At 40.5% G+C, this 25,682-nt stretch carries 22 protein-coding genes; 15 read left to right on the top strand and 7 right to left on the bottom strand.

The features are described 5' to 3' along the window. The first annotated feature begins 160 nt into the window (after positions 1-160). Positions 161-787: a thioredoxin domain-containing protein gene (locus A1QC_RS13050; RefSeq protein ID WP_017026217.1), complete on the top strand. Its 627-nt coding sequence runs from the start codon at positions 161-163 to the stop codon at positions 785-787. A gap of 71 nt (positions 788-858) precedes the next feature. Next, the gene (locus tag A1QC_RS13055; RefSeq protein WP_084021895.1) at positions 859-1,272 is read left to right on the top strand and encodes an FKBP-type peptidyl-prolyl cis-trans isomerase; all 414 of its coding nucleotides are present in this window, start codon (positions 859-861) and stop codon (positions 1,270-1,272) included. A gap of 104 nt (positions 1,273-1,376) precedes the next feature. On the opposite strand, the gene A1QC_RS13060 is transcribed toward A1QC_RS13055, so the two are convergent. After that, the gene (locus A1QC_RS13060) at positions 1,377-1,964 is read right to left on the bottom strand and encodes a beta-phosphoglucomutase family hydrolase (RefSeq protein ID WP_017026219.1); all 588 of its coding nucleotides are present in this window, start codon (positions 1,962-1,964) and stop codon (positions 1,377-1,379) included. A 153-nt stretch (positions 1,965-2,117) separates the two neighbouring features. On the opposite strand from A1QC_RS13060, the gene arfB reads away from it, so the two are divergent. Further along, positions 2,118-2,531 carry an alternative ribosome rescue aminoacyl-tRNA hydrolase ArfB gene (gene arfB, locus A1QC_RS13065; RefSeq protein ID WP_017026220.1) on the top strand — a complete coding sequence of 138 codons (414 nt, stop codon included), beginning with the start codon at positions 2,118-2,120 and terminating at the stop codon, positions 2,529-2,531. A 120-nt stretch (positions 2,532-2,651) separates the two neighbouring features. Here arfB and folE read toward each other — a convergent pair whose 3' ends face one another. After that, positions 2,652-3,353 (bottom strand): GTP cyclohydrolase I FolE, encoded by a 702-nt coding sequence (folE, locus tag A1QC_RS13070; RefSeq protein WP_017026221.1) that lies wholly within the window; start codon positions 3,351-3,353, stop codon positions 2,652-2,654. Between the two features lie 200 nt (positions 3,354-3,553). On the opposite strand from folE, the gene moeA reads away from it, so the two are divergent. Then, positions 3,554-4,816 (top strand): molybdopterin molybdotransferase MoeA, encoded by a 1,263-nt coding sequence (moeA, locus tag A1QC_RS13075; protein WP_017026222.1) that lies wholly within the window; start codon positions 3,554-3,556, stop codon positions 4,814-4,816. A gap of 143 nt (positions 4,817-4,959) precedes the next feature. Here the strand turns inward: moeA and A1QC_RS13080 are convergent, their stop codons facing one another. From A1QC_RS13080 to A1QC_RS13090, 3 genes are all read right to left on the bottom strand, one after another. Continuing rightward, the gene (locus tag A1QC_RS13080; RefSeq protein ID WP_017026223.1) at positions 4,960-5,913 is read right to left on the bottom strand and encodes a TerC/Alx family metal homeostasis membrane protein; all 954 of its coding nucleotides are present in this window, start codon (positions 5,911-5,913) and stop codon (positions 4,960-4,962) included. 296 nt (positions 5,914-6,209) lie between these two features. After that, positions 6,210-7,943 carry a bifunctional metallophosphatase/5'-nucleotidase gene (locus A1QC_RS13085; protein ID WP_017026224.1) on the bottom strand — a complete coding sequence of 578 codons (1,734 nt, stop codon included), beginning with the start codon at positions 7,941-7,943 and terminating at the stop codon, positions 6,210-6,212. 426 nt (positions 7,944-8,369) lie between these two features. After that, positions 8,370-8,882, bottom strand: coding sequence for a glycine zipper 2TM domain-containing protein (locus A1QC_RS13090; RefSeq protein ID WP_039836727.1), 513 nt, complete (start codon positions 8,880-8,882; stop codon positions 8,370-8,372). 275 nt (positions 8,883-9,157) lie between these two features. Between A1QC_RS13090 and A1QC_RS13095 the strand changes: the two genes are divergently transcribed. Then, positions 9,158-10,837: a DUF2813 domain-containing protein gene (locus tag A1QC_RS13095; RefSeq protein ID WP_017026226.1), complete on the top strand. Its 1,680-nt coding sequence runs from the start codon at positions 9,158-9,160 to the stop codon at positions 10,835-10,837. Positions 10,838-10,936: 99 nt separating this feature from the next. Then, positions 10,937-11,743, top strand: a complete 807-nt coding sequence (gene yidA / locus A1QC_RS13100) for a sugar-phosphatase (RefSeq protein ID WP_017026227.1) — start codon at positions 10,937-10,939, stop codon at positions 11,741-11,743. A 181-nt stretch (positions 11,744-11,924) separates the two neighbouring features. Here the strand turns inward: yidA and A1QC_RS13105 are convergent, their stop codons facing one another. Next, on the bottom strand, positions 11,925-12,416 hold the full coding sequence (locus tag A1QC_RS13105) for an Hcp family type VI secretion system effector (protein WP_017026228.1): 492 nt from the start codon (positions 12,414-12,416) through the stop codon (positions 11,925-11,927). Positions 12,417-12,669: 253 nt separating this feature from the next. Here A1QC_RS13105 and A1QC_RS13110 point away from each other — a divergent pair, with 253 nt between their 5' ends. From A1QC_RS13110 to A1QC_RS13120, 3 genes are all read left to right on the top strand, one after another. Further along, positions 12,670-14,982 (top strand): zinc/cadmium/mercury/lead-transporting ATPase, encoded by a 2,313-nt coding sequence (locus A1QC_RS13110; RefSeq protein WP_017026229.1) that lies wholly within the window; start codon positions 12,670-12,672, stop codon positions 14,980-14,982. Between the two features lie 142 nt (positions 14,983-15,124). Continuing rightward, positions 15,125-15,433: a PTS fructose transporter subunit IIB gene (locus tag A1QC_RS13115; RefSeq protein ID WP_017026230.1), complete on the top strand. Its 309-nt coding sequence runs from the start codon at positions 15,125-15,127 to the stop codon at positions 15,431-15,433. Next, complete coding sequence (locus tag A1QC_RS13120) at positions 15,423-16,229, top strand: PTS sugar transporter subunit IIA (RefSeq protein ID WP_017026231.1); 807 nt, start codon at positions 15,423-15,425, stop codon at positions 16,227-16,229. Before A1QC_RS13115 ends, A1QC_RS13120 begins: the two co-directional genes overlap by 11 nt. Positions 16,230-16,240: 11 nt before the next feature. Here the strand turns inward: A1QC_RS13120 and A1QC_RS13125 are convergent, their stop codons facing one another. Then, entirely contained in the window at positions 16,241-17,098 is an 858-nt protein-coding gene (locus tag A1QC_RS13125) for a helix-turn-helix transcriptional regulator (protein ID WP_017026232.1), read from the bottom strand. Positions 17,099-17,354: 256 nt separating this feature from the next. Between A1QC_RS13125 and A1QC_RS13130 the strand changes: the two genes are divergently transcribed. The 6 genes from A1QC_RS13130 (at position 17,355) to A1QC_RS13155 (ending at position 25,647) form a co-directional block, all read left to right on the top strand. Further along, complete coding sequence (locus tag A1QC_RS13130; protein WP_017026233.1) at positions 17,355-19,253, top strand: PTS fructose transporter subunit IIABC; 1,899 nt, start codon at positions 17,355-17,357, stop codon at positions 19,251-19,253. 149 nt (positions 19,254-19,402) lie between these two features. Continuing rightward, positions 19,403-20,590: a mannose-6-phosphate isomerase, class I gene (gene manA / locus A1QC_RS13135; RefSeq protein WP_017026234.1), complete on the top strand. Its 1,188-nt coding sequence runs from the start codon at positions 19,403-19,405 to the stop codon at positions 20,588-20,590. Positions 20,591-20,760: 170 nt separating this feature from the next. Then, a complete protein-coding gene (locus A1QC_RS13140; RefSeq protein ID WP_026025970.1) occupies positions 20,761-22,356 on the top strand; it encodes an ABC-F family ATPase in 1,596 nt (531 codons plus the stop codon). Positions 22,357-22,379: 23 nt separating this feature from the next. Then, positions 22,380-22,727 carry a hypothetical protein gene (locus tag A1QC_RS13145; RefSeq protein ID WP_017026236.1) on the top strand — a complete coding sequence of 116 codons (348 nt, stop codon included), beginning with the start codon at positions 22,380-22,382 and terminating at the stop codon, positions 22,725-22,727. Positions 22,728-22,862: 135 nt separating this feature from the next. Continuing rightward, a complete protein-coding gene (locus tag A1QC_RS13150) occupies positions 22,863-24,116 on the top strand; it encodes a DEAD/DEAH box helicase (RefSeq protein WP_017026237.1) in 1,254 nt (417 codons plus the stop codon). Between the two features lie 310 nt (positions 24,117-24,426). Next, entirely contained in the window at positions 24,427-25,647 is a 1,221-nt protein-coding gene (locus A1QC_RS13155; protein ID WP_017026238.1) for an ammonium transporter, read from the top strand. Positions 25,648-25,682: the final 35 nt, after the last annotated feature.

Raw genomic sequence — 25,682 nt, forward strand, 5'->3', positions numbered from 1 at the left:
ATTGATCGGAAATGACGTACAGCTCCAGTGTGCGGTACACTTGTATAATAAACACATTATTTAAGTACTTTTAAAGCAAAAGATGATTTACTTCGGATGGAACTTTTCTTATTCTGAACGCTCTACATAAATACTTATATAACAACGCTGAACGAGCCTCATGCCTAAATATTTTAAAAGTTTTCTTCTATTCGCATTGACACTTATTTTTCTTTCAGGCTGTTCTGAAAGTGGTACGCCTAAGTTAGGTGAACAATATAAACAGTTATCGACACCGTTAACTCAAACCGACATCAAGCCTGTTACCGAAGTATTTTCATTAACCTGTGGGCATTGTCGTAACATGGAAGCTTCGCTGCCAGAACTTGAACAACTTACCCACCAAAAATTTGGTAAAGTTCACGTTACTTTTAATGAGCAAGCCCAAGTGGCAGCTTTAATCTATTATGCCGCGGTTATGCAACTTAATCAGATTCCTGATGAAAGTATGATGAAAGATCTTTTTGCTGCGGTACAACTTGGTGATGGAGCAACCATTACTCAACAGCAACAGACCATTGAACAAGTTTTTACTTCGCGTCACATGATCAGCCCTTACAGCTTTGATGGACTGCAACAAAAAGCGCTCTACCGTTATTTAGACAACGCAATGGACATTAGCAAACAAGGCGGCTTTAACGCTGTCCCTACGTTTATTGTTAATGGCAAATATGAAGTACTTATTGGTGGCCACAAAGACATTCAAGGCATCGCCAACACAATCAATTTCTTACTTAAACAACCTTAAAGGATCTATCGGTGAAAGTTCTACTCCCTATATTGGCATTACTTTTAGTGGCATTCTTGCTATACAGAACAATGAATACACAAAAGGCAGCAGAGCAAAATATTAAGCAAGGAAATGCGTTTTTAGCTCAAAATGCTCATAAAAGTGGAGTGATCACCACCGATAGTGGATTGCAGTATCTGGTATTATATAAAGGCACAGGCACTGAATTTCCTACCGCCACGAGCCAAGTAAAAGTTCATTACCAGGGTACACTTCTTGATGGTAGCGAATTTGACAGCTCATATAAGCGTGGTGAGCCTATTGTATTCCAATTAAACCAAGTGGTTAAAGGTTGGCAAGAAGGACTGCAACATATGGTTGAAGGTGAAAAAGTACGCCTGTTTATCCCTTATCAATTAGGATATGGCAAAAGTGGTTCAGGCCCTATTCCAGCCGGTGCAACCCTTATTTTTGATGTTGAGCTGCTTGAAATTATGAAATAGCACCTGCCCGGTACGATTTACAACAATTCCGCCTCAATGACAGCAATGCCCTGATGACATTAATCTCATCAGGGCATTGTTATAAATTAGAGACAACTTTAACACTAAGCGACAAGCTGTCCATTCACGACCATAATGCATGCCATTCCTGCTGCTAAAGCCGCTTGCTTACCTATTTCAGTGTCTTCAAACACTACACAATCTTTAGGTTCGAGTCCTAAACGCTGTGCTGCTAGTAAAAAGGTATCTGGGTTAGGCTTATGATTCTCGACATCAGCGGCGGTTACCACTGCATCCAACATAGGTAAAATACCATTGAATTCAAGTAATTTAATGGCATTTTCTTGATTACTGCCCGTCCCTATTGCCAACTTCTTCTGCCCATAAAATTCTTTTAGAATTTGAAAAGTACATGCAATAATACTGCCTTCTTCAATTAAAGTTCTAAATAAACTGGTTTTGGTATCTGCTACTTTTTGAGGATCAATATCAATGTGATACCTTTCATTCAGTTGCATCGCAACCTTACGAGTCGGCATTCCACCTAAGCTGTGTATCCATTCCTGCTCAAAAGGAAAATTAAATTGCGTGGCAGTTTGCTCCCATGCATGTAAGTGCGAAGGCATCGTATCGATAAGTGTTCCGTCCATATCGAAAATCAACCCTTTATAACCAGAAACATCTACAGCCATACGTGCCTCTCTGTTTAATTTTAATCGTTTTGGCTTTTTGAATACATCAATCAAAACTTTTAAACTTAATATTTTTATGGGATTAGAATACCATCAAGTTTAATAACAATTCGATCATTAATAGTTAAATTTCTGTGAGCTAATAATCATATTATGTTAAAAATATCCAATAATGTTGAAATCGCTAGTTGGGAAATTGAATTGACCGCCATTAGAGCACAAGGCGCTGGCGGGCAAAATGTGAATAAAGTTTCTTCGGCTATTCATTTGCGTTTTAATATACACGCATCAAGTTTGCCTGATTTTTATAAGCAGAGGCTACTCGGCTTATCGGACAAAAGGATCACAAGCGAAGGTGTTATTGTTATCAAAGCGCAACAATATCGCACCCAAGAAAAAAACAGAGAGGATGCATTAGAGCGTTTAAAACTGATCATTTTAGACGCAATTAAAATTGAAAAAGCACGACGAGCAACAGCACCGACACGTTCCTCGCAAAGAAAGCGTACCGATCAAAAAGTAAAAAGAGGCCAAACGAAACAATTACGTGGAAAGATTGATTTTTAATTCTGCGGGGTTGAATCGCAAATATGTTGAATAAAAAACCGTTGATATTACTGAGAGCAATAATATCAACGGTTTGCTTCAATATTTTGAGCAGGACTGTATCAAGGCTTAAAAAAAGCGTTAACGTAATCCGTGTAAGAATTCTGCACGAGTGGCTGGGTTGGATTTAAATATCCCCCCAAGAGCCGTGGTAGTGGTGACACTGGTTGCATCCATCACACCACGAGATTTCACGCAATAGTGAGTCGCATCCATCGTAATCGCAACATCATCCGTTTCAAGAAGCGCTTGCAAAGCCACTAAAATTTGCTGAGTCATTCGTTCCTGAACTTGTGGACGCTGAGCAAAGAAACGCACAATACGATTAATCTTCGACAAACCAATAATTTTTCCACGAGGAATGTAAGCCACTGCGGCTTGACCATCAATTGTGACAAGGTGGTGCTCACAAGTGCTTGTCACGGTAATGTTTTTAACACGCACCATTTCACTGCATGACATCTTATTTTCAATCACTGTGATTTTTGGAAAGTTTTTATAATCCAGACCAGAAAATACTTCATCAACGTACATTTTCGCAATGCGACGCGGTGTTTCTTCTAGGCTATCGTCGGTAAGGTCAAGTTCAAGAAGTGTTAGTATTTCACGCATGTGGTGTTCAATGCGTTCTTTCTTTTCTGCACGAGGAGTGTCATTTAAGCGCATTGGAGTCTCAATACCACGCTGTTGTAGCGCCGCTTTGACTAATTGTGCTGATTCACTTAACGTTTGATCATTAGCGACTGCTTGATCACCTAGAACTTGAGAGTTCAAATTTGCCATTACTTTCTCCAATCGTACCGATATAAAACTCGACTAGAAGCCAGATACCACTATTGAGTTGATGACAAGGATACTCGTTCTCAAGCATAATTACATCCATAAATTCCGTGTGTGCTTTGCTAACACAAGCATGGAGAGATTCACTTTGATATTATTCAGCCATTTAGAATGATGTCTATCAAATCAAATTAGGAAATACCATGGATAGCTGTGCGAACCCAGGCTTAATGCCTATTGATGATGCTCTTACCAAAATGTTAGAAGTCATCACTCCAATCAATCACACTACAAATAAGCCACTTTCCGACACCGTTGGCTACGTATTAGCGCAAGACCTTCACTCTCCAATTAATGTACCACCATTTGATAACTCGGCTATGGATGGGTATGCCGTTCGGATTGATGACTTATCAACCACCACAACTTTAACCGTGGTCGGTAAGTCTTTCGCCGGTATTCCTTTCTCGGGAGATTGGCCAAAAGGTAGCTGCATTCGAATTATGACGGGTGCTAAAATTCCTGCGGGTTGTGATGCTGTTATCATGCAGGAACAAGCAACGGTCAATGGTGAAGAAGTCAATTTCTCTCAAGCATTGCCCCTAAGAAAACACCAAAATATACGTACGCTGGGCGAAGATATCGGCCAAAATGATTTAGTGCTACCTAAAGGTCATCGGCTTACTCCGCGTGATATTCCAATGGTGGCAACATTAGGCATCCCTTCTTTAACCGTTTTAAATAAACCCAAAGTGGCTTTTTTCTCAACTGGTGATGAATTACAACCACTAGGTACTGAACTAAAAGATGGCGAGATCTACGACAGCAATCGTTACGGCATTAAAATCATGCTCGAAAAGTTTGGCTGTGAAGCTATCGATTTAGGTGTTATTCCAGATGATAAAGTAAAGCTTCGTCAAACGTTCATTCAAGCTCAACAACAAGCCGATGTTGTGATTACCTCTGGTGGTGTGAGTGTTGGGGAAGCCGATTACACCAAAGAAATATTGGAAGAGTTGGGTAAAGTTGGTTTTTGGAAAATTGCCATGAAGCCAGGCAAGCCTTTTGCTTTTGGTCAATTGCTTTCTCAAGATCATAGTTCTGATGCGATTTTTTGCGGCTTACCGGGTAACCCTGTTTCAGCCATTTTAACGCTTTATATTTTAGTTCAGCCACTATTGGCTAAATTATGTGGGCATTCAAACTGGCAACCTCAACCCACTATTCCTGCAAAAGCGATGACCGGATTTAAAAAATTCCCAGGACGTACTGACTTTCAACGTGGAATTTATAGCATAAACGAATATGGGCAATTTGAAGTCAGCAGCACTGGTAATCAAAGTTCTGGAGCCTTCCGTTCAATGAGCCTAGCAAACTGCTTTATTGTTTTAGAAAGTGAGCGTGGAAGTGTAGAAGCTGGTGAAACCGTTACTATTCAGACATTTGCTCCAGCATTCTATTCTTGATTTTTATTGAGATGACGGAAAATACGTTATTTTTCGATAATATCTTTATATAGAAAAAAGCTGAAGGTCCATTCATTGAACCTTCAGCCTTTCTTTTTCTACTGTCTAATTACTAGCCCAAACCATTTAGATTGACTTATCAATCAATTATCCAGAGCTTTATTCGACTTTTTATCTTTAATGATTGAAGCAATAACCGCAATGGTCATGGTTGTTAAAAGAACCAACAGCGACACCATGGTTGGAATCGCATAAGGCGTTCCAATTAACAACATCTTGCAACCAATAAAGATCATAATAAAGGCAAGTGCTGGTCTTAAATACACAAACTTATCAAGCATACCTTCGAGTACAAAATACAGCGATCGAAGCCCTAGCAAAGCAAATACATTCGCGGTCAACACTAAGAACGGTTCTTGTGTCACAGCAAAAATAGCCGGTATAGAATCCAAAGCAAACATCACATCTGTCATCGAAATTACAGCCACCACAACCACTAATGGTGTGGCTAACAAACCAAGATTATCGCGTACAAATAGTTTAGTCCCTTGATATGAATCACTCACTCGGAAGAACTTACGCACAATACGCTCAGGTAAAGAGTTCACCTGCTCTTCTTCCTCTTCTTCTGGTTTGGTTAATTGATACCCTGTCCAAATTAAGAAGAACGCAAATAGGTATAACACCCAGTGGAAGGTATTCAATAGCTCCGCGCCGACTGCAATCATAATACCACGCAGAATTAAGGCCCCAATCACCCCCCAAAGTAGCACTCTTGGGCGTAATTCTTGTGGAACCGCAAAGCGACCAAAGATCAACGCGAACACGAACAGGTTATCTACACTCAAGGATTTTTCTAATAAAAAGCCGGTTAAGAAAGCTGTTGCGGCCGCATGAGGGGTATAGGCACTATCCGGCTCAAATACAGGCCAGAATTCATATAGAGAGATAAAAAATAAAAACGCGAGGAAAACCCAAAAAAGGCTCCAGATGGCGGCTTTTTTAATCGTGACATTACCATTACGTGTTTGCCATACATCCAAAGCAAACATGAATAAGGTTAACAAACCAAAATAAGCATAAGTAGAGATGTGCATTTCTAACCCTCAACGCGGTAAGAAATGAATTGGAATGATTCAGACCTTCCGCATAATATGTAAAATCATCAAGCTAAAAAACTTGATGATTGATATATGCGTTGGTCTCGTCGGAGTGATGAATTTTCATTCTCACCTTTGCTTACCGGAAATAGATCTATCACTACTACAGTGGCCTATTTCGAGATGACGACAAGCAAATTTTCACTGACTACTCCCCAAACACGCTCAGTGTACAAGCACACTAACTTGCCACCAAGCACTATTTCATAAAACCCAATAAATATACTGAAAACTTATCTTGCAGCTTGGGCTTTTTCAACCTGGTCAATTCGTTCGTGGTGATGTTGTAAGAACTCAATGAAGCAATCCGCCATAGAAAAACACGTTACCGTGCCATATTTTTTCATATTGGTAATAGCATCATATCCTTCCTTGCCTTTCATTGTATAAGCAGATGAAGTGCCCGTATAAATACGTTGATCGTCTATTGATTGCCAGTTTCCTTTGTTATCACAAACACTCAAGGAATGGATACGCTGACCTAATGGCTTCTCTGCTTGATAATCAAAACGTAAATTATGAGTGTAAGGATAACTGCCCGATCCTGTACCTTCTACACCATTATTAAGCGCATTATTTATCGCCCCTTCTAATATTGAGGCAAGGTATTTACCTTCAATTTCATACACTCCAATAGGCACAGCGAAAGGCAATAATTTACCGGCAATATCTGCAATTGTGATATTTCCAGGATTTAATGACGCACGTACGCCGCCCGCATTATGGATAGAAAAGTCGACATCAAAACCTTGCTTATTCATCATAAACGAGAACGATTCTGCCACTAAAGGCGCGAGCATGCTTGGCCCTTCTTGATCCGGAATGCGTACATGGCGTAATGGTGTATCGCTTCTGGCAATAATGGTTTCTTGTAGTTTGCGAACTCGCGGAATGTACTTGTTCAATAAAATGTCATGCACCACCGGATCTTTTTTACAAATCACAACATGTGGATTCTGGCGTAATCCTTCACTTGCTTTTGCATGAGTATTATCCACATAAGCTTCTGACAAACTTGCGTCTAAACATAAACGGCGACCGAGTAATAATTCATTTTTGCCATTAAAGTGAGTGACCATGCCTTCTGCATTAAAAGTGACATCACAATGCCCCATCGACAAAGCATGATAACCGGCTTGCACTACAAACGTTTGGCCGACTTTCTGCCCATATTCATCATCTTTCTCTAAACCGATTGAAGAAAAGTCGCCTTGTAATCGATGAGAATGCCCACCCACAATAACGCCAATACCTTCAACCTTTCCCGCTAAGTCTAAATCCGCTTCATAACCTAAATGACTTAACAAGATGATATTTTGAATACCTTGTTCATGAACGGCTTTAACGGTCGCTCTTGCAACTTCGATAGAGTTTAGGAAAGGTGTGTCTTGATCCGGGTTCGAAATATCAGCCATTTTATCTAGCGCTAAGCTGAAAATAGCAATATTCACCCCATCCACTTCCTTTGTTATCCAATTGGCACATTGATTAGCGTTGTTATAAGGGTGTAATTTATCCGCATTACCGACTCTCACTGGCTTTTGTGTCGATTCATTAGACACATCCCAGTTACCTGCAAGCAACGGAAATTGAATTCGTTTCAAGAAATGGCCAACAGGCTCATTCCCCATATCTAATTCATGGTTACCTAGTGCCATTGCATCAATATTCAACGCATTCAATAATTCTGCATTTGCACGCCCTTTAAAAAGAGAAAAGTAAAGAGTGCCTTGAAAACAGTCTCCTGCGTGTAAAAATAGAAAACCTTTGTTGAGGTCTTGAGCTTGTTGGCGTAACTGATTAACCCTTGTTGAAATGCGAGCAAATCCACCAGCACTCACATAAGGCTGCAGTATTTGGTTTTCTATGTTTAGCTTCAGTTGCAATGAACTTGGTTCAAAATAGGAATGGGTATCGTTGATGTGAGCTAAGATTATGCTCACAGATTTATTCTTTGTTGGGGTCATTATACCTCTGTGACGGTTTCTTTCTTCTCACTGAATTTCTGCGCTTCAGTGTTATATATCCAAAATAGTTGACGTTACGGTGAGGGAGCAAGTTAGCGAATCCCCCTGTGCATATATTCCCTATACGATTGAGATGATTGATATAGCCAACCAAAATTGCAGCTTCAAGTAAGAAGGGTATCGTACTTCTTTGATTTCTATTCATAGTACTGCTTGAATAGTGACAAAACTATGACTATTTTTTCAATCTTCAGTTCAAACTTACTCATCCCTTTCTTCAAAACACTAATATGCACACATTTTCAGCGACCTGAACTGAAGGTAAAACAGTAAAAATACAAAGTGAAAACAAAAAAAGCCGAAATAGCAATGCTACTCCGGCTTAATCTATATCTTACATATCGTTAGCGTTGAAGCTTTAATATATTAGTTAGGCAATACAACCTGACCATTTTCAACAGGGAAAGACTTAGTTGTTGGCTTTTCTTTCATTTGAATGGTCTTTTGCTCACCGTTAAATTCATAAGTAACCTTGTAACCAGTCACGTTCTCAGATTCGGTATATTCAGTATGACACTGATTTTGTGTCGTCGTTACCGTGTTATTACCTTGTGCATTGCCTTGTACTTTACGACCTAAAGCGGCGCCCGCAACACCGCCAGCAACGGTTGCTATGTCTTGACCTGTTCCATCACCGATTTGATGACCTAAAGCAGCACCGGCAGCACCGCCACCAGCAGTACCAAGAATTTTATGTTTATCCGTTGCTTCAACTTGACTCGTTATTGCGACATCTTTACAAACTTGATGAGGTGTTTTCACTTGCTCGGTTACAGCATCAACCATAGTGATTTTAGCTGTGGTCGGCTCTTTATCTTTACAGCCAGCCAATACAGCAATTGTTAAAAGTGACAAAGTCAGAGTACGGATTTTCATAATTAGCCTTTTATTATTTAATATGACACCTTACCAGTCGCTACAAACCAACTGGCAGTCCGAGTTTATACACAGTAGCCTTACATTTTGTGACAATTTACTGTTAATATTCAAAAAATCTTACTCACCTTTTAAATATTCTTTTACTTATCAGCATAGCCAACCATACAAACTTAACGATGATTTTCAAACTATGCTTAAATCAATAATAGAATATTGCTAGCATAATGAAAGAATTGCACATTCCAGTTTTCAGGAATGTATTCCGAGGAGTCACTATGCAACTTGATCGAGTTGAAATTCTTGGGTTTCGAGGCATTAAGCGCCTGTCTTTAAGTTTTGATGAAGTCACCACATTATTAGGTGAAAACACTTGGGGTAAGTCTTCTTTACTGGATGCTTTATGCATTGCTTTACCCATAAATGGTCAACTACATCAATTTGAAATCGAAGATTTTCACGTTGATTACGTGTTATCTCAACCTCAAACCGAACAAATTCAAATTATCACTCGCTGGAGAACCACCACCGACAACGAACACCGCAATCCCAGATACCGTAGGTTGAAACCCATTTGGCTCGATGATAGTGATACCAACACTAGCAACAACAAAGCAAAGATGTTCATTTATCAAATCAGTGCGTCTCGGGTAGAACATAAAGTCGAGACCATCTATCAATTTCTAGATGCTCAAGGACAACCAATGCTTATCCACGATTCTGATAAATTAGTCATAGAATTGTCTCGGATTCACCCAGTGATACGCTTGCGAGATGCACGTCGGTTACATCAATACAATGGGCATACCAATCAACACTATTCAAAAACACAGGCTTCTGATAACAAAGCAGAAAAGCGGATTAACAATACCTATCGGCGCTTACTTGCTATGCCCGGTCACGTCAATAAAGCAGAATTAAAAAGCACACTCAATGCCATGCAACATTTAATTGAGCACTATTTTTCATTCCAAGAACACCCCAATATTCATGCTCGCCAGCAACGAGAACACCTTTTCAGCGCCGAGCATCATTCGCCGGATGATCAAACCAGCTTGCTCAATTTATTGAAAAAAAATAAGAATCAGCAAAGCAAGTTACTGTTAATGGGGCTATTGAATGCTTATTTACAAGCGAAAGGATCCTCACAAATCAGCGCTATGGCACGCCCTATTCTTATTTTGGAAGATCCAGAAGGCCGATTACACCCGACTAACCTTCTCAAATCTTGGGAATTATTGCAGTTGATCCCAATGCAAAAAATACTCACTACCAACAGTGGCATCTTATTAAGTGCAGTGCCTTTATCTTCTATTCGTCGGCTAGTGAGGCAATCGGATAAAACCGCCGCATTTGCTATTCATGATCATTTATTAAATAAAGATGATTTACGTCGCATTGGCTTCCACATTCGCTTTCATCGACCGAATGCATTATTTGCGCGTTGCTGGTTATTAGTTGAAGGGGAAACCGAAGTGTGGCTGTTCAACGAATTAGCGAAAATCTATGGCTACAACTTAGCGGCCGAAGGGGTGCAATTGGTCGAATTTGCCCAATCAGGGTTAAAATCGCTCATTAAAGTGGCAAAGGCGTTACATATTGATTGGCATGTGGTTGTAGATGGCGATCCAGCAGGGCAAAAATACGCAGCCGCAGTTCGCTCTCAATTAGATCAAGATATTGAAAAACATCGTTTAACAGAACTGCCCGACCGAGATATCGAACACTTTCTTTATAACAACGGTTTTGAAGAGTTCTTTCGTAGCATGGTTCACATTACCGCGAATCACCCTATTTCCGATAAAAAGATTGTTCAACGCGCCGTTAAAAAGCATGCCAAACCCGATCTTGCGCTCGGCATTGTGGAGTATTGTGAGGCGCATGGCATTGAAAAAATCCCGCTCCTCTTACGCTGGATCTTAAAGCGAGTGCTAACCATGGCAAATGGTAATACTTAAAGTGTCATCCATACTTTACATTAATATTCCAGTTTGTCTGATCAATGCCCAACCGTTAAGATGATCATCTCTTCATTATTACATTAGGCAGTATTTATTATGTATAAGCTAATCGCACTCGACATGGATGGCACGCTTCTTAACTCTGAACATCGCATTAGCGACGAAAACAAACAAGCCATTGCCGCTGCGCGTGCCAAGGGTGTGCATGTTGTTTTAGCCTCAGGTCGTCCTTTAGCTGGGATGTTAACGGCCTTACAAGAGCTAGACATGGATAGCGATAATGATTTTGTAATTAGCTTTAATGGCTCAATGGTACAAAAAGTCGCAAGTAAAAACGCAATACGCCAAGAGATTTTAACTGGCGAAGATGCAAAATTAATTGCTGATTGGGCTGAAAAATTAAACGTTAATGTGCATGCTTTCTCAATAAAAGATGGGCTTATTACGCCTAAAAACAGTCAATACACAGCCCTAGAATCTAGCATTAATGGCATTAATTTAACGGAAATGCCTTTTGTTGACTTAGCGGATGATGAAGCGATTTTAAAAGTCATGATGATCGATGACGAAGTCCAACTTTCCCAAGCCATTTCAGATCTGCCTGCCGCGTTATACGAAAAATTTACCATTGTGCGCAGTGCACCATTCTTTTTAGAATTCATGAATAAAAACAGTGATAAAGGCGCGGGAGTGCAAGCTTTAGCAGAACATTTAGGGATTCAAGCTTCTGAAGTGATCACTATGGGTGATGCTGGTAACGATCATCACATGTTAAAATACGCGGGTTTAGGTATTGCTATGGGTAATGCCACCAAAGAGACAAAAGCCATTGCTGATTATATTACTGACACCAATAATAATAGTGGTGTAGCACAAGCAATTGAGAAATTTGTATTGAGCTAGGCTACTGAAATCAACATGAAAGGTTAACGGACTCTTTTCAACACTTTTATGTAGCGACTACAGGGCGCATTATCCAATGCAAAACTCAGTCGCTACATAATTTATGCGTCATTAATTTTATTCGTATTTATCTAATGAGTATTAATCTATTTTTACACTCGGGTACTAAGAGTTTATAGACTTATAAAACTTGGGTTTCCCACCTATCTCGTCCTAGCGTACCGGCAATAAGATGCTTCCAGTCAATATCTCGATACGCTAAAGTGACAACCTCTTGTGGGTCTTCCCCAACTTCATCTTGAACGCTAGGAATATCAAGGCTAATGGAAGCAATTCTTGCCCCTTTTAACTTAATTTCGTAATAGCCTTCATTTCTCCCTTGGCCACTTGTGCGATATAACGTTAAGACACAATCCAATTGCTCACTATTCGCCCATGCTTGTGCCAGCAAAGGGCTTGATTTATCAATAAACTTAGTCACGCTGATCGGGCTATGCTCACGCTTAATCGGCGTGCCTTCACCTTGCATCAACGAATGGGAAACAGCACAGATTGAAATTTCATCTTTATGATGGCTTTGATATTTTTTACCAATTGAATGTTGAGTATTACATCCTGCCGAGATCAGACCTTGCTTTACTCCTTCAACTCGTAAAAATGATAGATTAGCCATTTTCAAGCTCCTTATTATTAAGTGATTGAACTTTAAGCTAAAAAACAACCATAAAACAACTAAAAAACTATTATTAAAAAGCCATATTTCATTTATATAAACCTATCAATACACACTTCAGAATGATTACATTATTAAACCCTCAGTAAAACATAACGGTCGCCCTAAATATAAATTCATTGAAATACTTCTTGACCCTAGAGTGTACTCAAAGGTTTATCCTTACCTTAATCACGAAATAAGGAGTGCTTCAATGCGAATCAATAGCGCTGTTTCCCAAGAACAAGAATCAAAAATCGATATTCACTCAGCACAAGCTGAAGACATTGCTCAAAACAAATCATGTTGTAGCCAGTCAACTTGTCATTCAGGTGAGGCAAAAACCACAGATAATGAACTGCTTTCTGAATCTCTTTCTATCAACATCATCAGTTGGAAAGTTGCGGGTATGGATTGCCCTGCTTGTGCAAGAAAAATAGAAAACATCGTCAATCAACTCGAAAATGTTGAATCGGGCAAGGTATTATTTGCAACGGAAAAACTTCAGATCACTTTAACTGCGAATGCTAAAGCTGATGAAGTCGCGTCAAAAATTGAAGCGTCATGCTTACAACAAGGTTTTACTCTTCAAAACCTAAGCCAACCACGCAATAATAATGAAGCTTCTCCTGATGTAAACACCAATAAGTGGGCGCAAACCGTCAAAGAAAACGGCCAAATTATTACCATTGCGGTATCCATGTTGATCGCTGCTTTATCACAATATTGGTCACCCGCATTAAGCCAAAATTTATTTACCATTACCTGTTTGTTAGGTTTATTTCCTATTGTTAAAAAAGCTTATCGACAAACCCAAACAGGCAGCCCATTTGCTATTGAAACTTTAATGAGTGTCGCGGCATTAGGCGCATTGTATTTAGGCGAAACTGCCGAAGCCGCAATGGTATTATTGTTGTTCTTAATTGGTGAAAGGCTTGAATCATTTGCAGCGTCAAAGGCACGTAGTGGCGTACAAGCATTAATGGCTCTAGTTCCTGAAACTGCAATCAAAATCATCGACGGACAAAGCGTAGAAGTCTCGGTGCATGAGTTACAACCGGACGATATCATCGAAGTTGCACCCGGTTCACGCATGCCAGCCGATGGTATTTTATTAGAACAAGCTGCCAGCTTTGATGAAAGTGCATTAACTGGAGAATCCATCCCGGTCGAGCATCCACAAGGCGCGAGTGTTATGGCTGGCGCTATTGTGGTCGATAAAGTGGTGCGTTTTAAAATCACCTCTAAACAAGGTGAAAATGCCATTGACCGCATTTTACATTTAATTGAAGAAGCAGAATCACGTAAAGCCCCTATTGAACGTTTCTTGGATCGCTTCAGCCGTTGGTATACGCCATTAATGATGCTAATCGCAGCTTTAGTTATCGTTATACCGCCATTGTTATTTGGCGCAAGTTGGGATACTTGGATCTATCGCGGCCTTGCTTTATTACTTATCGCTTGTCCTTGTGCATTGGTTATTTCAACGCCCGCGGCCATTACCTCAGGCCTTTCTGCGGCTGCAAGATATGGCGCACTGATTAAAGGAGGGGCGACACTCGAGCAATTAGGAAAAATAGAAACCATTGCGTTTGATAAGACAGGCACGCTGACTAAAGGCAAGCCAGAAGTGACCGATGTCATCGCTTTTGAAGGCTGGACGGAACAAGCGCTATTAGCGTATAGCGGTGCCATCGAACAAGGTTCTACTCACCCATTGGCTAAAGCGATTGTAATGAAATCGCAGCAATCGACTCAACCACAGCATGATAGCTCAGCGATAAAAGCCACCAACAAGAAAGCATTGGTTGGTGTAGGGGTTTCAGGGTTCATTGAAGACCATAACTATCAAATTAGTGCGCCTAATGCAGTCGAGACAGCGCTTTCGGCAGAGCAGTCTCAACAAATCTTCAATTTAGAAGACCAAGGAAAAACCGTGGTGGTGGTTTCAAAAGAAGACCAACCAATTGGTATTATTGCTCTGCAAGACACATTACGTGAAAGCAGCGCCCAAGCCATTCAAGAGCTAAAAGCAATGGGGGTGCATTCTATTATGCTAACCGGCGATAACCCGCGTAGCGCAGCAGCAATAAGTAAAAGTATTGGTATAGACTTTAAAGCCAGCTTACTACCAAAAGACAAAGTGACTTATATCGAGCAGCTTTCACAGCAATCATTTGTTGCCATGGTGGGTGATGGCATTAACGATGCTCCCGCAATGAAAGCTGCAAACGTAAGTATTGCGATGGGTGGCGGTACCGATGTCGCGCTAGAAACTGCTGATTCAGCGTTAACTCATAACCGACTGACTGAATTACCCAACATGATTCAATTGTCTCGTGCGACGATGGCCAACATTCGACAAAACGTCACATTGGCACTTGGCCTAAAAGGCATTTTCCTTGTCACCAGTTTGTTTGGCATTACTGGGTTGTGGGTAGCGGTGTTAGCCGACAGTGGCGCAACAGCGTTAGTCACTCTCAACGCCTTACGCTTATTAAAGTTCAAACCAAAATCAGAAAAATAAGCATCTAAATCAATAAACTAAACCGTTGTTCACAATTCCAGTTGAAAGTTGCCTCATCGGCAGTATGATGAGCAAACCAATATACCTAGCCACGTTATTGAGTGGCTGGGTATAACATAATAAAAACAAATGGAATAGACGGATGAAAATCATTGCAGTGACCGCTTGCCCAACAGGAATTGCTCACACCTACATGGCGGCAGAAGCCTTAATCAAAAGCGCAGCAAAACTAGAGCTCAATATTCAAGTAGAAACTCAAGGTGCGATGGGCATTGAGAATAAACTCAGTTACAAAGACATTAACCACGCGAATATTGCACTGATTGCCTCTGACATTGATATCGAACAAATTGAACGTTTTGAGCAAATTAAAACGCTTAAAGTCACGATTGAAGAAGTATTAACTAATCCTGAAACGGTTTTAAAGAACTGCCTCAAACATGCACAGTAAACGTCTGACTTTTTTCCTTGGTGCTGATGGTTTACCAAGTTGGTTGATTAAGTCTATCCATAATCAACTGATAGATTTTGATGGTTCTGTCACCTTGCTTAAAATTCAAACCCTGCAAGAAGTGAACGTCAAAGATTATCTCGATGCGATGACATTGGCCTTTCAGCCTTTTGATTTGTGTCAGCTAATTTTATGTGGTCCTAAAATGGATGACTTTGAAAGACGCTTAAATCAATGCCTTCCAGATAACTGTTTTATTGTCGATAAAAATACAAGCACAGCTCCTACTCATCTAAATTTTGATACTTTCCATTTTCAATTCTGTCATATTGAAAAACAACTGAACGCTTTTAATCGATTCGTTCAAAGCGTAAGCCAACCGACCGAATCAAGCGTGAACGAAAAAGAGAAAACCTATGTTTTAAAATGGCTCGCAAAGCAGGCGAATTATGCTAACAGAGAAATTATTGAAACTCAGCTCAAACAACGAGAATCAATGTCTTCGACCGGTATGAAAAATGGCATCGCTTTTCCCCACATAGTCAGTGAAGGTGTAACCGACCCTCAACTTTTTTGTGTCACAACCACTACCCCCATTCAATGGGGTTCAAACTTTGGTCCTGTTACCCATATCATGTGTTTGATCTTACCTAAACCCTTTCAAAAAGAAGCATTTTTAGGCGTGAAAAACCTTGCGAGCAAACTTGTAAATGAAGACTTTCAACAGTTTATCACTCAGCAAAATACAGGTGCTGAGTTGCAAGTTATTTTAAGCTGTTTAATGGAGCAACGTTAAGCTGCCTTGCTTTATTTTTCGTTCACCTTTAATGCTCTAAATTCACTCGGTGTGCGCCCTACTTTGCTTTTAAATACTCGAAAGAAGTAATTCACATCGTTATAACCACAACGCATCGCCACTTCACTTAAGCGAAACGTATAGCGCGTCAGCATAAACTTGGCACGCTCCAACCTCACCCAAGTAATGTAATCGGCTAAACGCATGTGACCTTGCTGCCGAAACAAACGAGATAGGTGATTAGGGCTGATATTAAACCGGCGTGCAATGCTGTCTCGGGTAATATTACGGTGGAAATTTTCTTGGATATAAATACAAATTCCTTGATACAAATCTTCACTACGGCTTTGTGACGATGCATCAGGGGAAAGTAACATGCCATGACAGTAAGTCATTAATGCCATTAATAAATGACCACCCGTTGGGTGTAAGTTTTTTTCTTTAGATAATGTATTTAAAGCATTCAAAATATGATCAATGGCATGACCAGTACGCGTTTGAATACTGTGCTTTTGAACATCAAAAAAAGTCGCTTCACCTTTTCTTTTTTCAACTAGGCTTAACCCTAACTGACGTTTACCAAACAATAAACTCAGCACACAACAATCACTATCCCAATCGGGTTTATTCCAACTATTCGGTGGAATATACAATATATCTCCAGGAAGAACTTTAACCTCAGTAGTGCCAAACTCTGGATCTTCTATTTGGTTTATATATTCTCCAGTGATAACAAATTCCATGCGAGAAAAGTTCACTTGATAGCTAAAAGGTGGCGGCGTGGATTGGTCACTTGCAAACCAAACACGTTTAAAGTGCTCTCTATCCGAAAGCACCCCTTCTAGAACATTAATAAAAACTTGGTTCATAGCAGTGTTTTACGCCTATTCTTATTAGGTTTAATACCATATTTAATTGTCAATCGAAGGTGGTTTCTATTTTAATCTTAATTCGATTGATAGTTATATCGATACTATCATCCTCTAGGTGATCGTGATCACAAAGCAATTACTAGGTTACAATAATCCAGTAAATGCATTTTATGTACACTATTTTTTACTGTTCAAATCGCCAACAATTCATGGTGTCAATATAAACAATAACATCCAATAAATAGGTACGATTATGATTACACAGCTGATTAATGAAAACCTGATCCGCTTGAATCTAAAAGCCACAACTAAAGACGAAGTCTTTAATGAGATGGTTGATGTATTAGACGCTCAAGGCAAACTTAGCGATCGTGAACAGTTTTTAAAAGACATCTATGCCCGTGAAGAAATCGGTAATACTGGTTTTGAAGAAGGCATTGCTATCCCACACGCAAAAAGCGCGGCAGTAGCAGAGCCTGCAGTTGCCATTGGTATTAGCCGTACTGGTATTGAATATGGCGCAGAAGATGGTGAAGATTCAAAACTCTTCTTCATGATCGCCTCACCAGATGGCGGCGCAGACCATCACATTGAAGTGCTAGCAGAATTATCATCAAAATTAATTGAAGATGGTTTTATTGATGCTTTCTTTAAAGCCGAAACGCCAGCCGCTGCACTTGCTTTATTGCTTGAGCAAAAAGAAGCACAAGAAACGATTGCCGCAGACAAAGGCTTAATTATTGGTGTAACCGGCTGCCCTGCTGGTATCGCACATACCTATTTAGCGGCTGAAGGGCTAGAGAAAGCCGCAGCTGAAATGGGTTACGAAATTAAAGTTGAAACCAATGGTTCTATTGGTGTCAAAAATGCCCCAACAGCTGAAGAAATTGAACGTGCCGTTGCCATCGTAGTGAGCTGTGATAAACAAGTTGATATGGCGCGTTTCAACGGTAAAAAATTGATTCAAACCAGTGTTAAAGCCCCTATCAGTAATGGTAAAGGCGTGATCCAACAAGCGCTTGATGCTGCGCCATACAAAGCGGATACCTCAGGTAACAGTAAAGAAGAAAAATCTTCAGTCAGCTCAGGCCGTTCAAATCTATACCGCTATTTGATGAATGGGGTATCTCACATGATTCCATTTGTCGTCACAGGTGGTTTGATGATTGCCCTTTCTCTGGCAATTGGTGGTGAACCAACACCAAATGGCATGCAGATCCCTGAAGGTAGCTTATGGAACCAAGTGCTTAATGTTGGTGTGGTTGCCTTTACTTTAATGATTCCAATCTTAGCCGGTTATATTGCTTTTGCTATTGGTGATCGCGCCGCGCTCGCACCGGGTTTCATTGGTGGTTGGATCGCAAACAACGGCTCTTTTTATGGGGCTGAAGCAGGTACTGGCTTTATCGGTGCCATTATCGCCGGCCTATTAGTGGGTTACTTTGTACGTTTTATTGCAATGCGTGACTATCACAAAATGATTGCGCCATTAGTGCCGATCATGATTGCTCCCATCTTAGGTACAGTATTCATTGCATCATTATTTATTTTTGTCATTGGTGCGCCAATTGCCGATTTAATGCAATGGCTAAATGCTGTCTTAACCGAAATGAGCACTGGTAATGTGGTGCTATTGGGTATTGTTCTAGGTGGTATGGCAGGCTTTGATATGGGTGGGCCTTTTAACAAAGTGGCATTCCTATTCTCAGTAGGTATGATCGCTAACGGTCAAACTCAATTCATGGGCGCAATGGCGGTGGCTATCCCTATCGCACCACTTGGCATGTCTTTGGCAACGATTATCGGGCGTAAGTTTGGTATCTTTGAAGACAGTGAAATTGAAGCAGGTAAAGCTGCCGGTGCAATGGGCTTAGTGGGAATTTCTGAAGGTGCCATTCCATTTGCAGCTCAAGACCCATTGTCTGTAATTCCGGCAAACGTTATCGGCTCAATGGTGGGCGCAGTGATGGCATTCTCATTTGGCATTACTAATAGCGTTGCTCACGGAGGACCTGTGGTTGCATTATTAGGTGCAATGAACAAACCTGTCATGGCAATTATCTGCATGGCTGTTGGCGCTATCGTCACTGCCGTAATTTGTGTCGCGATCAAAAAAATGCGTCAATCAAAAAGTAACGCGGTAACGGCTTAACGTTAAGTAAGGTACAATTATCAAAATAAAAATGCAGGCTGACCATTAGCCTGCATTTTCATTCATACTACTTAAACAAAACAAGTTATATCAAGACTCAATAACCCTAATTCAATATCCCTAAATTTTCATTTTAGATAAGGATTATTATGAAAACGCTTCCTCCTTTCGCACTCATGCAAAATGTCATTCAAGACTATGCTTGGGGTAGTACTTCATCCATTGAATCACTATTCGATATTCCTAACCCAGAAAAGAAACCTCAAGCTGAAATCTGGATGGGTGCACACCCAAACGGTTGTTCTAAAATAGAAATTAATGAGAAAAGCGTAAAATTAGATACCATTATCGAACAAGATAAAACCTCCATTTTGGGTGAAAGAACCGAAAAGCGCTTTAACGAATTACCTTATCTATTCAAAGTACTGGCAGCAGAAAAAGCCCTTTCTATTCAAGTTCACCCAAGTAAAGAAGCGGCTGAAATTGGTTTTGAAAAAGAAAATAATGCTGGTATCGATTTAAAAGCAGCCAATCGAAACTACAAAGATCCTAACCATAAACCTGAATTGGTGTATGCCTTAACGCCTTATCAGGCCATGAATGGATTCCGTGATTATCAAGACATCATTCACTATTTTGAAGCTGTCAATGCACCTGCACTTGCAAGCTATGTAGCAACACTAAAAGCAAACCAAACCGAAGCAGGACTAAGCGAATTTTTCCAAGCTATTTTATCTCTTGAAGGGGAAACTAAATCCTCTTCTTTAAGCGTATTAATGCAGCACGCAGAAGAAAATAAAGGTAACGAACTGACGGATTTGTTACTTGATCTTGGAAAGCAGTATCCAGGGGATGTTGGTCTCTTTGCTCCGTTAATGCTGCATTGCATTACCTTGCAACCGGGTGAAGCCATGTTCTTACATGCTTGTACACCGCATGCTTATATCAAGGGAACCGGGTTAGAAATCATGGCCAACTCTGACAACGTTTTACGTGCTGGCCTTACGCCAAAATATATGGATGTTCCAGAATTGATCGCAAATACCCTGTGCGTTCCAAAACCAAAAGACGATATTCTACTCACCCCAACCACCATGGCTAACGTCAAACACTATCCAATTCCTGTCGACGATTTTAAGTTCAGTGTTTATCAAGGTAACGCAGAAATCACCTGTGAAAGTGCTGAAATTATTCTCGCCATTGATAACGATGTTACCCTGCACCATGCCAGTGGCCAGACATTAGTGTTATCCAAAGGACAATCGGCCTTTATTCCTTTCGATGCTCAGCAGTATCAAGCAAGCAGTGAAGGCACTTATGCTCGTGCCTATAACTAACACTCACATAAGTTTGTAATTTGGTTGATCAAGGGCATAGTCTGTGACTCTTATCACCATTTAACTTGAAAAACGCGCCAATCGGAGTTACCGTGGCGCGATTTTCATCATTTCGTCTTATACGAAAGATACCTTGCTTCTCGAACACATATTTTATAAAGGGTTCTACATTGATTTCTACAGCTAATATCACAATGCAATTTGGTGCTAAGCCACTATTTGAAAACATTTCAGTAAAATTTGGTGACGGTAACCGTTACGGCTTAATTGGTGCCAATGGTTGTGGTAAGTCTACCTTTATGAAAATTCTAAGTGGTGAGCTTGAGCCAACCGCTGGTAACGTGAGCGTTGATCCAAACGAACGAGTCGCAAAACTAAACCAGAATCAGTTTGCTTACGAAGAATTCTCTGTGCTTGATACCGTTATCATGGGTCACAAAGAACTTTGGGAAGTGAAAAAAGAACGCGACCGTATTTACTCTTTGCCAGAAATGAGCGAAGAAGATGGTATGAAAGTGGCCGATCTTGAAGTTGAATTTGCCGAAATGGACGGTTACACCGCCGAATCACGTGCGGGTGACCTTCTTCTTTCAGTAGGCATCGCGACTGAACAACATTGGGGGCCAATGAGTGAAATCGCACCGGGTTGGAAACTTCGTGTTCTTCTCGCTCAGGTTCTTTTTGCCGACCCACACATCATGCTACTTGACGAACCAACCAACAACTTGGATATGGATACGATTCGCTGGTTGGAAGATACGTTAAACCAACGTAACTGCACCATGATCATTATCTCGCATGACCGTCACTTCTTAAACTCTGTTTGTACCCACATGGCAGATGTAGACTACGGCGAATTACGTGTTTACCCAGGTAACTACGATGATTACATGTTTGCTTCAACTCAAGCTCGCGAACGTTTATTAAATGATAATGCGAAGAAGAAAGCACAAATTGCAGAGCTTCAAACTTTCGTATCTCGCTTCTCAGCTAACGCATCTAAAGCAAAACAAGCAACTTCTCGTGCTAAACAGATTGATAAAATTCAATTGGATGAAGTGAAAGCATCAAGCCGCCAAAACCCATTCATTCGTTTTGAGCAATCAAAAGAACTCTTCCGAAATGCACTTATTGTCGAAGATTTAACACAAGGTTTTGAAAATGACCTATATTCAAATTTCAATGCGATTTTTGAAGTCGGCGAACGCGTTGCAATCATCGGTGAAAACGGCGTTGGTAAAACAACCCTATTAAATACTCTTGCTGGCAAGATAGAGCCTAAGAACGGTTCATTCAAATGGTCTGAGAATGCGAATATCGGTTATTACGCACAAGATCATGAGCATGAATTTGAAAAAGACTTGAAAGTATTTGATTGGATGGACCAATGGCGTCAAGAAGGCGAAGATGAGCAAGTTGTGCGCAGCTTTTTAGGCCGTATGTTATTCGGTCAAGATGACATTAAAAAATCCGTAAAAGTACTATCTGGTGGTGAGCAAGGCCGCATGCTACTGGGTAAATTAATGATGCATAAGCCAAACATGTTGTTAATGGATGAACCTACTAACCACATGGATATGGAATCGATTGAATCATTAAACCTTGCACTTGAAAACTACAAAGGCACATTATTCTTCGTCTCGCACGATCGCCAATTTGTATCTTCTCTTGCAACTCGTATACTTGAAATTCGTGATGGACAAATCCACGATTTCCGTGGCACTTATGAAGAGCTACTTAAAGATCGTGCTGCTAAGTCAGTATAATCACTCAATACTATGGTGAAGTTATGAAAATTCGTTCTCTTTTTTTGCTTGTTAGCTTAAGCCTTGCTACTAGCATGTCTTTCGCTGGTGTCGTTAAACCAGATTGTGATGTATCTAAAGCAGCTAAAAATGCAGCTCTAGAAAGCACTGTTGGTGTTAATGGACGTTGCGATGTATCTAAAACAGCAAAGCAGACTAAAAATGAAGCCGTTGATGGTGTGACTGATAAAGTTGATGACACTACTGACAAAGTGTCAGATAAAGTCAACGACACGACAGACAAAGTTTCTGACACCAAAGACTCTGTTTCAGATAGCGTCAATGATGTGAAAGATGCCCCTGTAAAAAGTGTGATTAAAGCAACGAACTAATCTTCATTACCGTTGCGTATTTTAAGGCTCTAGAGTAACGACTTTAGAGCCTTTCTTTTATCTGGAATAATACGGTTTATTTATCAAGGCTCATTAGCTTATGATTTTACCGCCCCTCTCCCTTAGGCCTTTATAATGACTTTCTCTGAACTTAAAATTTGTGATGATATCCTTCGAGCATTACCCAAATCGATATCAACTCCAACCCTGATTCAAGAACAAGCTATCCCAGCCATTTTTCATCAAGCAGATGTACTTGCCCTTGCTCAAACAGGAAGCGGAAAAACGCTTGCTTATGGGCTACCTATATTACAAATGCTAAAAGCAAGTAAAAGCCAAATTCAGTGTGTCATCATTGCGCCAACTCGAGAGCTTGCCAGACAAATCCATCAAGATCTTTTGCCCATTACATCCGCTTTAACCATAAAAGCTGCTAGTTTATTCGGTGGTGTTGATTTATCTATCCAAACCTCTCAACTGGCTCTGTCTCCTCAAATAATAATCGCTACGCCAGGTCGCTTACTTGCATTGATCGAAGCTGGTTCAGTTGACCTATCTACGGTCAAACACCTTGTGTTGGATGAAGCCGATCGTTTATTGGATATGGGTTTTTGGTCTGACATTCAAAACATCATTTCCAACTTACCTATTAACCGCCAAACTCTGTGTTTTTCAGCAACTCTGACCGGCAATATTGAAGCAGAAATTGAAAAAGTACTTGTATCGCCTGTTCGCTTAAATGCTCACACCAAGAATAGTGTTGTTTCCGATATTAATGAAAAACTCTACTTGGTGAATAAAGGCAGTAAAACAAATGTACTTTTATCGCTTTTAGATCAACAAGCAGACAAACAAGCGTTGATATTTACCAATGCTAAAGATACGGCCGATAGCCTTGCCAAGAAGCTCAAAAAAGCAGGGATCTCACTTTCTGTTTTGCATGGTAATAAAGATCAGGCAGATCGTGAACAAGCCCTTTGTGACTTTAAGAATAAAAAGATCAATATTCTTATTGCTACCGATTTATTAGCTCGCGGCATACATATCGATAACTTGCCATCGGTAATTAATTTTGAGTTACCGGAAAACCCTGCCGTTTACGTGCACCGCATTGGGCGTACAGCCCGTGCGGGTCAAACTGGCGTGAGTATTTCTTTAGTATGTCATGCCGAGCAAGAAGTCTTAACGGCTATTCGAGATCTCACTAAACAGGCTATGCCGCTAGTCGAATTAAGTGATTTCCCAGTTACCGATAAACCAAGCACTGGCGAGACAAAACGCCAACCTCGAGACAAACAAGCGAACCGCAGAAGTGCTAAAAAGCGCAGTATTAAAGATTTTCAGTCTAAATCAAAGCCAGTACAGTCCAAAAAACGAAATACAAAGTAGCTTGAAATTTAATTAGAATCAACGAATGCACCAATAAAAGCGCAATTCATAACGCACCACAAAGGTACATCTTGCACTTTTGTGGTGCAATTGTTCATTGGAAAAATTTAAAAACTCCCACCCAATACACTTTCATTCCAGCTAGCACCTAAATGTCATCTTCTAAATATCACTTAATTCATAACTGGCTTACTTCTTGCTTAAAGTAAAACATAACAAGAATCATGCCCCATAAAAGGGCGAGAACTTTGTATCGCACACTTTTCGTGCAGCAAGATTCAAAATAATAATTATGTTTAGGAGAGAATACATGGATGAGTCAATTAGCCAAGTGAATGGCGCTGTACAAGCCCTCACCCAAAGTTCAGATACACTATTTTTATTACTCGGTGCCATCATGGTTTTTTTGATGCATGCCGGTTTTGCATTCTTGGAAGTCGGTACTGTACGCCATAAAAACCAAGTGAATGCTTTAGTTAAAATACTGGCTGACTTTGGCGTATCAACCATTGCTTATTTCTTTTTCGGCTATTGGGTGGCTTATGGGCAAACCTTTTTTGTCGATGCCCAAACTTTATCTGCCGGTAATGGTTATGAACTGGTTAAGTTCTTCTTCTTATTAACCTTTGCAGCCGCCATTCCTGCAATTGTGTCTGGTGGTATTGCCGAACGAGCGCGTTTTTATCCCATTTTAATCGGCACTTTTTTTATTGTCGGGTTTATCTATCCACTGTTTGAAGGCATGATTTGGAATGGTAATTTTGGACTTCAAGATTGGTTTGAAGCTACCTTCGGAGCAGGGTTTCATGATTTTGCTGGCTCAGTTGTTGTTCATGGTGTAGGCGGTTGGATTGCACTTATCGCGGTTATCTTTTTAGGCATGCGTCATGGTCGAGTGCGAGCAGGTAAACACACCAACTTTGCCCCTTCAAACATTCCATTTTTAGCTCTAGGAGCGTGGATTCTTTCGGTTGGTTGGTTTGGCTTTAACGTCATGTCAGCTCAAGCTATTAACGGTATTAGCGGCCTCGTTGCTATGAATTCCTTAATGGCAATGGCAGGAGGTATCATTACCGCAATGATCGTTGGTAAAAATGACCCCGGCTTCATTCATAACGGCCCTCTAGCCGGTTTAGTTGCAGTATGTGCAGGATCAGATTTAATGCACCCACTGGGCGCTTTAGTCACAGGTATCGTCGCAGCGGCCATCTTTGTGTGGTTATTTACTTTCATGCAAAACCGCACAAAAATTGACGATGTGTTAGGGGTTTGGCCATTACATGGTGTTTGTGGTGCATGGGGTGGTATCGCAGCTGGGATTTTCGGCCAACAAGCCTTAGGTGGCATGGGGGGCGTAAGTTTGACTGTTCAAATAATAGGAACACTTGCAGGTATTGCTATTGCGGTTGCAGGATCATTTATTGTTTATGGCATCATCCACAAAGTAACAGGGTTACGCCTTACCCAAGAAGAAGAGTACAACGGAGCGGATTTATCCATTCACAAAATTAGTTCTACTAGCGAAGACTAACAAAATAGCCGCAGAGATGAGATCTCTGCGGCTTG

It is taken from the genome of Vibrio rumoiensis 1S-45 (assembly GCF_000286955.2).
Lineage (GTDB): Bacteria > Pseudomonadota > Gammaproteobacteria > Enterobacterales > Vibrionaceae > Vibrio > Vibrio rumoiensis_A.